10 protein-coding genes are annotated in these 14,600 nt (G+C 45.9%); 5 read left to right on the top strand and 5 right to left on the bottom strand.

Annotation, left to right across the window (positions count from 1 at the left end; genetic code table 11):
- Positions 1-17: 17 nt before the first annotated feature.
- The 4 genes from AC5O63_RS19085 (at position 18) to AC5O63_RS19070 (ending at position 4,877) form a co-directional block, all read left to right on the top strand.
- Positions 18-986 (top strand): TAXI family TRAP transporter solute-binding subunit, encoded by a 969-nt coding sequence (locus AC5O63_RS19085; RefSeq protein WP_171324963.1) that lies wholly within the window; start codon positions 18-20, stop codon positions 984-986.
- A gap of 233 nt (positions 987-1,219) precedes the next feature.
- Positions 1,220-3,799, top strand: a complete 2,580-nt coding sequence (locus AC5O63_RS19080; protein WP_272785754.1) for a TRAP transporter permease — start codon at positions 1,220-1,222, stop codon at positions 3,797-3,799.
- Positions 3,800-3,900: 101 nt separating this feature from the next.
- Positions 3,901-4,341, top strand: coding sequence for a universal stress protein (locus tag AC5O63_RS19075; protein ID WP_004747240.1), 441 nt, complete (start codon positions 3,901-3,903; stop codon positions 4,339-4,341).
- A 143-nt stretch (positions 4,342-4,484) separates the two neighbouring features.
- Positions 4,485-4,877 carry a DUF2061 domain-containing protein gene (locus AC5O63_RS19070; RefSeq protein WP_494505935.1) on the top strand — a complete coding sequence of 131 codons (393 nt, stop codon included), beginning with the start codon at positions 4,485-4,487 and terminating at the stop codon, positions 4,875-4,877.
- Here AC5O63_RS19070 and AC5O63_RS19065 read toward each other — a convergent pair.
- Positions 4,874-5,677, bottom strand: a complete 804-nt coding sequence (locus tag AC5O63_RS19065) for a glycosyl hydrolase 2 galactose-binding domain-containing protein (RefSeq protein WP_494505934.1) — start codon at positions 5,675-5,677, stop codon at positions 4,874-4,876. The two genes, AC5O63_RS19070 and AC5O63_RS19065, sit on opposite strands and share 4 nt — an antisense overlap.
- A 136-nt stretch (positions 5,678-5,813) precedes the next feature.
- Positions 5,814-6,224: a ribonuclease E inhibitor RraB gene (rraB, locus tag AC5O63_RS19060; RefSeq protein WP_494505933.1), complete on the bottom strand. Its 411-nt coding sequence runs from the start codon at positions 6,222-6,224 to the stop codon at positions 5,814-5,816.
- A 566-nt stretch (positions 6,225-6,790) separates the two neighbouring features.
- On the opposite strand from rraB, the gene arcA reads away from it, so the two are divergent.
- Complete coding sequence (arcA, locus tag AC5O63_RS19055) at positions 6,791-8,011, top strand: arginine deiminase (protein WP_004747231.1); 1,221 nt, start codon at positions 6,791-6,793, stop codon at positions 8,009-8,011.
- A 418-nt stretch (positions 8,012-8,429) separates the two neighbouring features.
- On the opposite strand, the gene tldD is transcribed toward arcA, so the two are convergent.
- Genes tldD through AC5O63_RS19040 form a run of 3 tightly spaced genes read right to left on the bottom strand, consistent with a single transcriptional unit; the run spans position 8,430 to position 14,591 of the window.
- Entirely contained in the window at positions 8,430-9,875 is a 1,446-nt protein-coding gene (tldD, locus tag AC5O63_RS19050; protein ID WP_494505932.1) for a metalloprotease TldD, read from the bottom strand.
- A gap of 9 nt (positions 9,876-9,884) precedes the next feature.
- Positions 9,885-10,703, bottom strand: coding sequence for a carbon-nitrogen hydrolase family protein (locus tag AC5O63_RS19045; protein WP_494505931.1), 819 nt, complete (start codon positions 10,701-10,703; stop codon positions 9,885-9,887).
- Between the two features lie 12 nt (positions 10,704-10,715).
- Positions 10,716-14,591 (bottom strand): YhdP family protein, encoded by a 3,876-nt coding sequence (locus tag AC5O63_RS19040; protein WP_494505930.1) that lies wholly within the window; start codon positions 14,589-14,591, stop codon positions 10,716-10,718.
- Positions 14,592-14,600: the final 9 nt, after the last annotated feature.

The following is a 14,600-nucleotide window of genomic DNA, read 5'->3' as shown; positions in this document are numbered from 1 at the left end:
ATAAGGAAGGGAAATTCATGGCATTGAACAAACTTATTAAAGTTGGTGCGATTGCAGCTGCTGTAATGGGCGCTGGCGCAGTTAACGCTCAAGAGTTCATCACTATTGGTACTGGTTCTGTAACTGGTGTTTACTACCCAACTGGTGGTGCAATTTGTAAGCTAGTTAACAAAGGCCGTAAAGAACACAATATTCGTTGTTCTGTAGAGTCGACTGGTGGTTCGATCTACAACGTGAACACTATCCGTGCAGGTGAACTAGACTTCGGTATCGTTCAGTCTGACTGGCAGTACCACGGTTACAACGGTACAAGTAAGTTTGCTGAGCAAGGCCCGTACAAAGAGCTACGTGCAATGTTCTCTCTACACACAGAACCGTTCAACATCATCGCGCGCAGCGACGCTGGTATTGAAAACGTTTCTGACCTAAAAGGTAAACGTGTAAACATCGGTAACCCAGGTTCTGGTGACCGCGCAACAATGGGCGTTGTGATGGAAGCTATGGGTTGGACGAACGACGACTTCAAACTGGCTTCTGAGCTGAAAGGTTCTGAGCGTTCACAAGCACTTTGTGATAACAAGATTGATGCGTTTGTTTACGTAGTTGGCCATCCGAATGGATCTATCAAAGAAGCAACAACTTCATGTGATGCGAAACTAGTTTCTGCAACTGGTGCGAAGATCGATGAAATCGTTGCAAACAACCCTTACTACGCATACAGCACAGTACCTGCGGGAATGTACCGTGGTACAGACAAAGACGTAAACAGCTTTGGTGTTGCTGCAACTATGGTAACAACAACAGACGTTTCTGACGAAGTTGCTTACAACGTTGCTAAATCTGTATTTGAAAACTTCGATACGTTCAAGCGCCTACACCCAGCGTTTGCAAACTTGAAGAAAGAAGACATGGTGAAAGCTGGTCTTTCTATCCCTCTACACCCAGGTGCAGAGAAGTACTACAAAGAGATCGGCCTACTTAAGTAAGTTAAGTAAGTGCTCTTTACCAAGGAGGCTGATGCCTCCTTGGTTCGTAGTCGCAGCGACTAAACCGCTGCATTCTAATTTTGAGTTTCACACTCTTGAAACTCACCCTCGTTTTATACCTAAGAAAACCACACAACTGAGCAATATTTCATCTTTTCGCTACACTAAAAGATGCTAAATAAAGGTTCTCATAATCATAAATATACGGACCATTTATAATAAGGATTAAGTACATGTCGAAGACAACAGCTCCGTCTCAAGATGTGCAAGAAATGGTAGCTCAATCCGATACAGGTGCACGTGCCCCGCTAGGGCTTTCTGGTCGCATCTTATGGTTTGTGCCGCTATGTTGGTCACTGTTCCAACTTTGGTACGCATCCCCTCTGCCGTTCATTTTTAATTTTGGCGTACTCAACGATACTGAAGCGCGTTCAATTCACCTGATGTTTGCGGTGTTCCTTGCGTTTACAGCGTACCCTGCGATGAAAACCTCTCCTAGAGATCGCATTCCAGCGATAGATTGGTTGCTTGCTTTGGCAGGTAGTTTTTCTGCTGCTTATATCTACATTTTCTATACCGAGCTTGCGGGTCGTTCAGGCGCGCCAACAACGCTCGATATTGTTGTTGCCGTAATAGGCATGGTATTACTCCTTGAGGCGACTCGTCGTGCTCTTGGGCCACCGTTAATGGTTGTTGCTGCAGTCTTCTTGCTGTACACCTTTGGCGGTCCATACATGCCAGACGTGATTGCTCACAAAGGTGCTAGCCTTAACAAGGCGATGTCTCACCTGTGGCTAACTACCGAAGGTGTCTTCGGTGTTGCACTAGGCGTATCAACCTCATTTGTTTTCTTGTTTGTACTCTTTGGTGCCATGCTAGAGCGCGCGGGTGCGGGCGCTTACTTTATTAAAGTGGCGTTCTCGCTACTTGGACATATGAAAGGCGGCCCTGCGAAAGCTGCCGTTGTCGCATCTGGTCTATCAGGGCTCGTATCAGGTTCTTCAATCGCTAACGTTGTAACGACGGGTACTTTCACTATTCCCCTAATGAAACGCGTTGGTTTCCCAGGAACGAAAGCAGGCGCAGTAGAAGTTGCCGCTTCAACCAACGGTCAGCTAACCCCACCTATCATGGGCGCAGCCGCTTTCCTTATGGTGGAATATGTCGGTATCTCGTATGTCGAGGTCATTAAGGCTGCGATTCTTCCAGCTCTAATCTCGTACATCGCTCTGATCTACATTGTCCACTTGGAAGCGTGTAAAGCGGGTATGACTGGTCTTCCTCGTCGTCATAACCCAACCCTGCTTGCTAGCTTACTTTCATTTACCGGCACTATTCTTGGCTTGTGCGTGATCAGTGCCGTGGTTTACTACGGTGTCGGCTGGACTAAAGACGTATTCGGTGACGCAGCTACTCCAATTGTGACTGTCGCCTTGCTGTTAGCTTATGTTGGCCTAGTCAATATCTCTGCTAGGTACGCCAAAGAGGGCGCAATTGAAATTGATGCAGAATTGACTGAAGTGCCAGATCCAGGTCCAACGATTAAGTCGGGCTTACACTACCTACTGCCAATTGTGGTTCTCGTTTGGTGTTTGACGGTAGAGCGTTTCTCTCCTGGCCTATCTGCTTTCTGGGCAACAGTATTCATGATCTTTATCTTGATCACTCAACGCCCTCTAATGGCAGTAATGTCAAAGCAAGGCTCTATTGCCGAGCAAACCAAAGAAGGCTTTGTTGACCTGCTAGAAAGCCTTGTCTCAGGCGCACGCAACATGATCGGTATCGGTGTCGCGACAGCGGCTGCAGGTACGGTTGTGGGTGTCGTGACGCTAACGGGTATCGGCTTGGTGATGACGGACTTCGTCGAGTTTATCTCTGGCGGTAACATCATTCTAATGCTTCTGTTCACAGCCGTGATCAGTCTTATCTTGGGTATGGGCCTACCTACAACAGCAAACTATATTGTTGTATCGACTCTGATGGCTCCAGTTATCGTTACCCTAGGTGCACAAAGTGGTTTGATCATCCCGCTCATTGCCGTCCACCTATTCGTGTTCTACTTCGGTATCCTAGCTGATGACACGCCGCCGGTAGGTCTTGCTGCCTTTGCCGCTGCAGCTATTGCTAAGTCAGATCCGATCAGAACTGGTATTCAAGGTTTCACCTACGATATTCGAACCGCGATCTTGCCATTCATGTTCATCTTCAATACTCAGCTATTGTTGATGGGTATCGATTCATGGTGGCATTTGTTGCTCACGATCATATCTTCCGTGATTGCAATGCTGATATTCTCTGCTGCAACGCAAGGTTGGTGGTTTACCAAGAACAAATGGTGGGAAACAGTTCTACTGCTTGCGTTGACCTTTACCTTCTTCCGTCCAGGGTTCTGGTGGGATCAAATCTACCCTGCCAAAGTACTTTACCCGGGTACAGAGATCGCACAGATCACTGAAGGACTCAAAGTTGGTGAAGAGATTGAGCTGCTAGTTGCCGGTGAAAACCTAGAAGGTGATTACATTTCTAAAACGGTTCGTCTGCCGTTTGAAGATAAAGCGACAACAGCCGAAGATCGTATTGCTTCGATGGGCCTAATGCTCAACAATTCCAATGGCCGTATGTTGGTCGACATGGTTGAATTTGGTAGCCCTGCAGAGTCAGCCGGTGTTGATTTTGACTGGGAGATTCGTTCAGTCGTTGTTGAAGCGGATCGACCAATGAAAGAGTGGGTGTTTGTCCCAGCTCTACTCATCTTAATTGGCCTTGGTCTCAACCAGAAACGACGAGCTCGAAAGGAACAGATGAGCGCGTAACTTAGTCAGCCCTGCATTGTATGTGGGGCTACACTTAAACTAAGGATGCATTAACATCGCCTGTTGTCAGTAGCAACAGGTGACGAAAAAGAGAGATAACAATGTATAAGCAAATTCTTGTTCCAGTCGATCTCAATGACAAAGGTTTCTCAGATAAAGCAGTCGAGCTAGCCGTTTGGCATGCTAAGCACTCCAATGCTGAAGTACACTTACTTAATGTGCTGCCTGGCATTCATATGTCGATGGTCGCAACCTACTTCCCAAAAGACGCTGCGCTAAAAATGAAAGCCGATGTCGAAAGTCAGTTGAAAGACTTTGCGGTTAAGCATATCGATGAAGATGTGGTGTACAAAGTTCATGTTGCGGAAGGTAAACCTTACTCGACCATTTTAGACTTCGCCGAAAAACTAGGCGCGGATCTAATTGTGATGCCAAGCCATAAGCGCTCTAAGATTGATAAAGTCGTACTTGGTTCGGTTGCCAGTAAAGTGGTACAGAATTCACCGATTAATGTCTTGGTCGTCAAGCCACAAGGCTCATAAAATAGTAAACTTAACAAAAAGGCGCTCGATGAGCGCCTTTTTAATAGGTATTAACTATTAATTGTATTGAAACAAGCCATTTCACTTAGTGCGAATAATTCTCAATAATAACCCTATCGCAAGACATTACACGGGTTATCAAGATGAAGAAAACAATCACATTCGCAACCATTCACTTTACGATTGCATTTACAGTCGCCTACTTACTGACTGGTGATATTCTGATTGGTAGCCTTATCGCTATGATTGAACCGTCAGTCAACACAGTCGCTTTCTACATCCATGAGCGCGTGTGGTCACAGAGTAAGTTACTGTCCAATTTATCTCGCTCGGCAAAAATCAAAACCACTAGCTTTGCCATTGTTCACTTTAGTGTCGCGTTTGGTGTGGTTTATCTGATGACTGGCGATGCGTTTGTCGGCGGCATCATGGCAGCCATCGAGCCTTCAATTAATACTGTTGCCTACTATTTTCACGAAAAGGTTTGGCTACGCAAGCAGCAGAATACTCACCACTGGGGCTGTGCTCACGCTTAAAGCGGATAGTGAGAGACACACATATCTTTACTTAGCCCAATGTGAAAACGTTGGGTTTGACCATCGAGAGTCACCTCAAGCAAGTACAAGTCTTCGATCTTGGGGTTTTCGTTATCGGCATAGATAGGCGCTTCAATCTGAAACAGTGCACTCGCATGAGTGTCTCGCACATCAATAGGTAGGTGGTAAGTCATACCATTAAACTTGACCGATGCGGAAACCAAGCCGGGAGAGTAAGTCTTGTAGTGCAGATCGACCAAAAACTCACAGCCACCACCATGGTGCCAAATTTGCTCAGTGGTCACGTGCTCTAGGCGGACATTGCGAATGAACTGAAGTCGTGGGACATGCCAGATGCCTAGGCGTTCATCATGCTTGTGATATTCAGGCGCGCCAAGTTGGCAAAGTTCTTGGCCCTCTTCTTCACCGAGTAGCCAATCCTCATCTTCTTGTAGAAAGAGAACTTCAAAACGATTTCGCCCCATCTGCAGATATGGGCGGATATCTTTCTTGTATTCTGCTTGAGTCTGATCGCAATCGAAGACCGCAACACCGTTAATACGAACTTCAGCGTGATAATCGACACCAGACATGATCAGATCAACGGATGGAAAAGCCAGCATGGCTTCATCGACCTCAATGTCATGCATGAGGTGCCATTCTTGTGCAACAATGTCAGATTCAGATAAGGAATCAGGTAGTACCTGGCTTAGCGGTGCAGGAAAAGTAATATCATCCTGAGGGATAGATAAATCGGTCAAAGGTGACAGTTGCCAAAGGCCTGCAAGGGAGAGTTCCATATATCTAAATCTTGTCCTAGATCAAAGTTGCCTGATTATAATGGCAACTCGACAAGAAAAGATATAAGTGGTTTAAGACAAAATAAAAATACCAGCCGATTGGCTGGTATTTAAAAAAACGGATGAAAAGACGAAATTACTCTTCGTCATCTTCTTCTGGGTAAAGGGCATCTTCACCTTCATAGTAGGTACCCCAACCGTCATAAATAATGTCGAACTTTTCAGCAAGGTGGACAAGCTTTTCAACTTGAGCGTCAATTGCTTCAGGGTTTAGAGCAGATTCCATAGTTGCATCACAGCAAAGTAGCTTATTGCCGTCTTCATCTTCTGTCTCTTCTGCTTCAAGTACTTCGAAACCCATCTTGAAGGCTTCAACAACGGCTTTCTCTAGCGTGTTAAAATCTTCAGCGAACAGATGGTGCTCAATTTCGTACAGCGCATCTGGATCACTGCCGTCTTCTAATAAGGCTTGGATGATTTCGCGAGTCTCTTCCTTTTGAATCTCAATTAATTCTTCAACAGATAGATATTCATCTTCGTGAGACATATGTTGTGCTCCAGATAGTGACAAAGTTGATCATAATTTACCGCGACGAAATATCGCATGGATCCAAGCAAATTACTACCCAGAATGTAGTTCGATCCTGATCTTTCTTTTGCACTTCAACTTAGATCAAGTCAGATCCGCTGCTCAAGTAGAGAAATTAACAATTTTTTATCATGGGAGCGATTCAGCATTTTCTCTCAATTGATACATCTTCTCTTTAATCAAAGTAAGTGCGTTTTTATCTTAAGGCTGTGCATAGAGCCCTAAAGAGGGTAATTGCATAAAACCCATACTAATCTCAACCAAAGCACTAAAATTCTGCATAGCTATGCTCTCGATGACCAAAAATGGGCAAATGAGCAGCAAAAACTGACCGCATAGCGACGCAACTTAGTCAGCAATCAACGATAAATACAAAATATTAAAATCATTCATAAACGACACCAAACACAGAGCTTTAAACTAATTTACTTACAGTTATTAGACAACTCATCCAATTAATCGACTTGCATCTTTATAACAAACTTGTCATAAATACGCTCTGGAACTAATTGTAAGGATACAAAATGAGTAAGTTGTACGTAGGCTCAGAAGTTGGTCAACTCAGACGAGTACTATTAAATCGTCCAGAGCGCGCACTCACACACTTAACCCCATCGAACTGTCATGAACTCTTATTTGACGACGTGTTAGCGGTTGAAGCCGCGGGTGAAGAGCACGACAAGTTTGCCGAAACCTTACGTAGCCAAGACGTTGAAGTTTTACTGCTTCACGACCTACTTGTGGAAACTCTTGCTGTTGATGAGGCGAAAACTTGGCTCCTCAACACCCAGATTTCAGATTTCCGTTACGGTCCTACCTTTGCTAAAGACTTACGTCATTACCTGTCTGAAATGGACAACGAGCACCTAGCAACCGTATTGCTTGGCGGTTTGGCATATTCAGAGCTACCGATTCAATCATCTTCAATGCTGCCGCGTATGCATCGCCCATTGGATTTCGTGATTGAACCTCTTCCTAACCATCTGTTTACCCGTGATACATCTTGTTGGGTCTATGGTGGTGTGTCACTTAACCCAATGATGAAACCTGCTCGTCAGCGTGAAACTAACCACTTACGCGCCATCTATCGTTGGCATCCAGTATTTGCAGGCCAAGATTTCATTAAGTACTTCGGTGATGAAGACCTGCACTACGACAACGCTAATATTGAGGGCGGTGACGTACTCGTTATTGGTAAAGGCGCTGTTCTAGTCGGTATGTCGGAACGTACCACTGCGCAAGGTGTTGAGAACCTAGCCGCTAGCCTGTTTAAACATGGTCAAGCTAAGCAAGTTATCGCTATCGAATTGCCTAAGCACCGTTCATGCATGCACTTAGACACCGTAATGACTCATATGGATATTGATACTTTCTCGGTTTATCCAGAGATCATGCGTAAAGACCTCAACACTTGGCGTCTGACTCCGAAAGATGACGGCGATATGAAAGTTGAGAAAGTACCAAGCTTTATCCATGCGATTGAAGAAGCACTGGGCTTGGATTACCTTAAGATCATTACCACAGGCGGCGACAGCTACGAAGCTGAGCGTGAGCAATGGAATGATGCCAACAACGTATTAACCGTGAAACCAGGCGTTGTCATTGGTTATGAACGTAACGTCTACACCAACGAAAAGTATGATAAAGCGGGTATCAAGGTACTTACCATTCCAGGCAATGAACTAGGCCGCGGCCGTGGTGGCGCTCGTTGTATGAGCTGTCCGATTGAAAGGGATGGCATCTAGGGAAACTGGATGCGGGAACGGGCTTCGCCCTACGGAGAGCTGGAGAGCTGGAGAGCTGGAGAGCTGGAGAGCTGGAGAGCTGGAGAGCTGGAGAGCTGGAGAGCTGGAGAAACTTTAAAGGGTTGGCACTGTGTGCCAACCCTTTTATTTTCAATTAATTAAAGTGTCATCCCCGAGAGTGAGGGACGAGCGAGTTGGGGATCTCTTGCAGTGAGTCGAGAAGCTGTTGAGATTCCCTACTCACTCCTTCGTCGTTCTATGGAATGACGGATAGCTAGATAACTAGCATTTACTAACTGCGCTAAAAATCAACGCTAGCTTTGTCAAAGGGAATCACTTACGCGCTTTCGAGAAGCGAAGCGCTCCATAGGGCGTAGCCCGTTCCCGTTTTCCATAGCAAAGCGTTCCCTTCCTTCCCCTACTCCGTACCACCGACGGTGATAGAATCTAGCTTGAGCGTTGGCTGACCAACACCGACAGGGACACTCTGGCCTGCTTTACCACATACACCGACGCCGCGATCGATGCTGAGGTCATTACCGACCATAGAGACTTGCTGCATGGCTTCAATGCCAGAGCCAATCAATGTTGCGCCTTTGACTGGACGAGTAATTTTGCCGTCTTCAATCAAGTAAGCTTCAGAAGCTGAGAACACAAACTTACCTGAAGTAATGTCAACCTGACCACCGCCGAAATTTGGCGCATACAAGCCTTTCTTAACCGTTGAGATGATCTCTTCTGGCGTGTGCTGACCTGGCAACATGTAGGTGTTAGTCATACGCGGCATAGGTAAATGCGCATAAGACTCGCGGCGACCATTACCGGTTGGGTTCACGCTCATCAAACGAGCATTGAGCTTGTCCTGCATGTACCCTTTGAGTACACCATTTTCAATTAAGGTGTTGTATTGACCATTGACGCCTTCATCATCAACATTTAACGAACCACGCAGATCTTTCAATGTACCGTCATCAACAATAGTACAAAGCTCAGAGGTCACTTTCTCACCGACTTTACCACTAAATACCGAAGACTCTTTACGGTTAAAGTCACCTTCAAGTCCGTGGCCGACGGCCTCATGCAGTAATACTCCCGGCCAACCAGAGCCGAGAACCACAGGCATCATGCCAGCAGGAGCGGCATCCGCTTCCAGATTAACTAACGCCATGCGGATCGCTTCGTCTGCGTAGTGATAAGCGACTTTAGCGCCCTCTTCTTCAGTGAGGAAGAAGTCGTAACCAAATCGACCACCGCCACCAGAACTACCACGTTCACGACGGTCACCTTTTTGAGCCAGCACGCTGATTGACAAGCGCACAAGTGGGCGCACATCGCCAGCATAAGTGCCATCAGTTGCTGCAACGAGCATTTGCTCATGCACACCGCTTAAACTAATGGAGACTTCTTTAATCAATGGCTCTTTGGTACGAATATACGCATCAAGTTCTTTAAGCAATTGAGTCTTCTGCTCTTTCTCCCAGCTCTCTAGTGGGTTAGCAGCCGCATAGTAACTTTGATTATCGCTACGCTTAAACGCCTGTACTTGACCATTCTGACCTTGTTGGGCAATACCGCGAGCAGCAATGGCGCTTTGGGTCAAACCTTCAAGTTGGATTTGGTCTGAATAGGCAAAGCCGGTTTTCTCGCCAGTGACAGCACGAACACCGACACCACGATCAATGTTGAAAGAGCCATCTTTAATAATGCTGTCTTCTAGCACTAGAGATTCATGCCAGCTCGACTGAAAGTAGATATCTGCATAATCAATTTGGCGAGTCGCAATACTCGCTAGCGTATCAGCAATATCTTGTTCACTAAGTCCGGCTGGCTTTAGCAACGCATCTTCTACATGATTTATTGTCATACTTTGCTCTTAATTTTGTAACTGGTTGCTGAATCGAGCATGCTGACCCACTGGCATCGCAGCTCTTAATTCTTGTACTTGGCTTAAGTCGATATCGACCAATAAATTGCTTGTTTGATCGGCAAGAGTCGCGATCACTTCTCCCCATGGAGAGATAACCATAGAGTGTCCCCACGTTTCTCTTCCGCAAGGATGAGTCCCGACTTGGTTGACGGCAATCAACCAAGATTGAGTTTCAATCGCACGGGCACGAAGTAAGGTTTCCCAGTGCGCTTTACCGGTCACCGCAGTGAAAGCGGCGGGTACTAGCATCACGTTAGCACCTAAGCGAGCTAGCTCACTATACAAACTCGGAAAACGTACATCATAACAGATACTCAAACCAATATGGGCGAATGGAGTAGGATAAGAAACGACGTCAGAGCCAGGCGTAAAGGTTTCTGACTCTCGATAGCGTTTGTGACCGTCAGCTACATCGACATCAAACATATGCAGTTTGTCATATTCAGCTACTAACTTACCTTCGGGAGAATAGAGTAAGCTGGTTGTCGTAACGCCTTTCTCTCGTTGAATAGGCATACTGCCAATGACCAACCAAACCGCATGCTCTCGCGCAACTTCAGAGAGTGCAGTTTGCAATTCTCCACCTTCAATCGGCTCTGCTGATTGGTGATAATCTTTACGACTGCCAAACACTAATGCGTTTTCAGGTGTCACGATAAACTTCGCACCCTGTTCGGCTAAGGTCGTCACTTGTTGACGGATATAGGCCAAATTCTCACTTGGATTTGGCCCTGAGGTCATTTGAATTAACCCTACTCGTTCCATGAGTTCTATTCCTTACTTAGTCGATTCGCGTAGAGATCCCGGTAGTTTAAACTCCCCTTTACTACGTGAGAGTTCTTTAACCACTGGTGAATCAAGCGGTCCTTTTACTTCGTAGTTAACCTGAGTAAAGACTTCAACGACAGGCGAAATAACCGTAGTAATTGCCAACACATACAGCGCGGTTTGAGGAGTCACCGCAAAGGCGGTTAATACCGGAATACCAGAGGTAATATCTGGCGTAAACTTAACTTCTGCATCAACAGTACGAGAGTTAAGGTTAGCTAGCCCTTTGATATTCATTTCACCGGCAACCGCATCCATCTTGATATCGTTAGTTAAGAAAATACCATTACGGATTGAGCCACTACCTGTAATTGAATTAAACGCCATCCCTTTATCAAATACATCACTGAAATCGAGCTGCATCTTACGGATAATCGAATCTAGGCTAAAGATCCCAAGCAAGCGCGCTGCTCCGCTGACATCAGAAATCATCCCCTTACCTAGCTTAGTCGACACTTCACCATTGAGCGTATCTACCTTGCCAGACCATGGAGATCCATCCCATTCCAGCTGAGTACTGATTTCAAACGGCGCACGCTGAATACCTGATGTAATACCGAAACGCTCCATTACATCACTGTTATTTTCACCGGACATTTCAACATCGAATTTGGTGTGGCTTTCGGTTTCACTCATCCGCCACCAGCCTTTCATATCGACTTTGTTTGCACCGCTCTCAAAGGTCAGCTTCTTCCATTCCAACTTCTCGCCCTGACGTTGTAAATCAAGGTGAGTTTTGCCTACTTTGTATCCTTGTAACCAAAAGTCATTGATCGCTAAAGTGATATTTGGAATCTGCTCATGGAAAGTCCGTTCAAAATGACTGATAAGAGGCGCGTCGTTGTTTTCCGGCTCAAACATGCCCTTGTCTTTGTATTCTTTATCTAGCGCGGGAATGTAGACGTGTAAACGCTCTAAAGAGACCGAGAGATCATACGGCTCAATATAGCTGGCTTCACCTTTTGCTTCTTGACTATCTAAGTTCATGTACCAGCCAAGCCCCTTCCGCTTGGCACTAAAATCGACATCGTTCCAGTCAATTGTACCTAGAGTGAGCTCTTTAGCATCAAGGTCAACTCGAGTTGGCAATGGAATCTGTGGCGTGTTCATCTGCGCAACAAGGGCTTCAGAAGGCCCTTCTTCAACGGCGAAACGCTCGAGCCACTTATCCAAATCGAGCTCATCAACCACCACTTTTGCTTGATGACCGGCAACTGGGCTTATCTTAAAGCTACCTTTACCTAATAATAAATAAGTATCAGTTAAGACAGGGACATCAGGTCGAATATCTATTTCGGTTTGATATTTAAAATTCGGCAACTGGACTCGGGCAGTAATGCTCTCTTGATTACCGGATGCTTCAAGCCGAGCCCTACCAGAGACGCCAGCCGATTTACTTAGCGGTGCAGGGAAGTCACTCGCCAAATACTTGAGGTCCGCTTCAGTATTGATTTGATAGGTGAATCCAACATCGTTGAGCTGAATGTCCACATCCATACTCCACGGAGCGTGACCATTCAGTGGCTCAAGCCATTGCTTACCTAGATAAGGAACCAGAGGCTCAACTTCCCAGTCACCAACAACATCAATCGCAACACCATAGCCTTGGTCGATATTTTCACCTTGGAAATCGATCGACACGGGTTGGTTAAGTAGCCCAGCAGACAAGCCAGCAGCACTGACAACATCATTATCAAATTCCACTCGACCCGAGACTTTCTCTAGTGTCATTGGCGGAGCATCAATAGTGACATGGTTGTCTTTCAGATCCGCGTATCCCCAAGCTCTTGCTTCCTGATCTTCGCTAAATGGAATGTTAAGCTGGAAGCTAGACTCCACTCGTCCGTCGACTTGCACCGCCGTTAGAGCAGCACCAACAGAATCAACCAAAGGAGAAGCCGTCATGTAGTCACGCACTGCATTGCCTTGAGCAACAGCCTGCGCTTCTATTTCAATGTGCCCACCTTCTGCTAATTCTGGAATACGACCAGTAATACGTTTAGCTTTCACATCCATCAGGGTTGCGCTGCGCGAATCAAGATGCATGGCGTCATTCTGGAACAGCAGATCCAGTCGCAGGTCTGTGATCGGCGGCCAAGCGGTATCAAAGCTAAACTTGGCTTGCTTTAAGCCTACCCATGCTTGGAACATTCCGTCATTATTGTGATAAGGAAAATCACCTAACTCGCCGTACCAAAGCAATTTGGCCGTATTAACTTTACCGCCTTGAATCGCAGTGCTTAGATAGTCAGTAAGATCACGACCAAGTGCCAGAGTCGGCAGATAGCGCCAAGTTTCAGCGGCATTATATAAGTCAGCTTCTGCGTAAAAAGATAAGAACGGGCTTTTGTCTGTAGGGAAATCTAACTTAAAGGCACCCAAAACCTGCAAATCTGGAGTCGCTGCGGTGACTTTATCTGCCCACAAGCTCCAACCTGATTCACTATTTTGCCAAACAATATCCACTTGCCCTTGCTTGATATTGAGCGGGGCTTGGAAGACATCGCCATAAGGAAGCACATCGTCAATTAAGGTCACTTTGGCTTTGGCTTGTTGCAGGTCGCCAGACACGGAAGCCGATAAATGATTAAGACCAGGTAGAAGCTCCCATTGCGTCATCGAGGCATTGGAAAGCTGTGCCGAGTATTTAAGGCTTTCTAGACCATCCCCCATCGATACTCTGACATCTTCAATCGAACCACCAATAGCGAGCGATTTAAGGAAATCCGTCGTGGGTTTGGAGTTTGGCGCTAACTTAACTAAAGGCGTAATCGCTGCAATGTCGAGTTGCGAAACATTTAAACGCCACTCATCGGGCTGCCAGTCAAAGGCGATATCAAGGTCAGGCCATTTAGTCTCATCAGTGGTAAAGCTTAGTGAGTGAGCATTGACTTGCCAGCCATTTTTATAAGGCTCTAACTCAACAACACCTGAATCTAACCATAGCTCGTGCTGCCGCCCTTCCTGCCAACTGAGCTCAGATGAATCGAACTCCAAGTAGGCACTGGTAGGTTGGCTATGCTTTAAGGTAAGCCAGCTACTGAAGCTAATTTGCCCCTTATCTATGCCAGATTCACTTTTAATAAACTTAGTTAACCAAGGCGTGATCAGCACATTTTGCACTGAGAGATAAAATTCACCACTGACTTCTTTTAGCGAGCCGTGGTCAATGAAGTTCGCTTTGACTTCTGCTGAATTCAAATTGCTATGGGCAAGACTGACTTCACCATCTGCAAGGTGATGGCGGCCATTGTTTTGCCAACGTAACCTTTTAATATCGAGTTCGCGGTCAGAGCCATCAATACCTAAGAAATGTATCTTGGATTCAGTTAAAGAAAAGTCATCAAGTTGACGTAGCAATAACTGATCAAGCTGTTGCATGACACCCTTCTGCTCGCCTTGAGGCTGCAGTTGAGGCGTTTCATCACTGTCGGTGTTTATCCACTCAACCGATGTGATATCTAGATTGAGTTGGTAAATATTAAGATCCGCAACGACGGGCTGTTGTTGAAGCAAAGATTGAATAAGGTCGAGTTCAACTTCAACTTTATCGGCTGAAAAATGAATACCACTGCTTGCGGGCGTCTTAGCTTTTACCTGTTGCAGTGAAAGGGATGGGTGCGTATTGCGCCAAAAGCCTTTAATTTCAGCAACCTCAAATTCAAGCCCTGTTCCTTGGTTAATCCAACTTTGAATTTGGGGCTGAAAATGGTTGAGTTGAGGTAGCGCGATACGCATCGCCGTTACTGCTATAGCCAAAATGACCAAAGCAGTAACGGTAAGCCAAAGTAGTAATCGAATAAGCCGAGTCGCTGTTGAAATCACAAACAACCT

This window comes from Vibrio sp. SCP2 (genome assembly GCF_059295395.1).
Note: the sequence above shows the minus strand (reverse complement) of the source record. Positions and strands in the feature narration are given on the sequence as shown.

Excerpts from the sequence above, each read along its gene's own strand:
- arcA (WP_004747231.1), top strand. The coding sequence starts at position 6,791 with ATGAGTAAGTTGTACGTAGGCTCAGAAGTTGGTCAACTCAGACGAGTA.
- AC5O63_RS19080 (WP_272785754.1), top strand. The coding sequence starts at position 1,220 with ATGTCGAAGACAACAGCTCCGTCTCAAGATGTGCAAGAAATGGTAGCT.
- tldD (WP_494505932.1), bottom strand. The coding sequence starts at position 9,875 with ATGACAATAAATCATGTAGAAGATGCGTTGCTAAAGCCAGCCGGACTT.
- rraB (WP_494505933.1), bottom strand. The coding sequence starts at position 6,224 with ATGTCTCACGAAGATGAATATCTATCTGTTGAAGAATTAATTGAGATT.
- AC5O63_RS19085 (WP_171324963.1), top strand. The coding sequence starts at position 18 with ATGGCATTGAACAAACTTATTAAAGTTGGTGCGATTGCAGCTGCTGTA.
- AC5O63_RS19065 (WP_494505934.1), bottom strand. The coding sequence starts at position 5,677 with ATGGAACTCTCCCTTGCAGGCCTTTGGCAACTGTCACCTTTGACCGAT.
- AC5O63_RS19070 (WP_494505935.1), top strand. The coding sequence starts at position 4,485 with ATGAAGAAAACAATCACATTCGCAACCATTCACTTTACGATTGCATTT.
- AC5O63_RS19045 (WP_494505931.1), bottom strand. The coding sequence starts at position 10,703 with ATGGAACGAGTAGGGTTAATTCAAATGACCTCAGGGCCAAATCCAAGT.
- AC5O63_RS19075 (WP_004747240.1), top strand. The coding sequence starts at position 3,901 with ATGTATAAGCAAATTCTTGTTCCAGTCGATCTCAATGACAAAGGTTTC.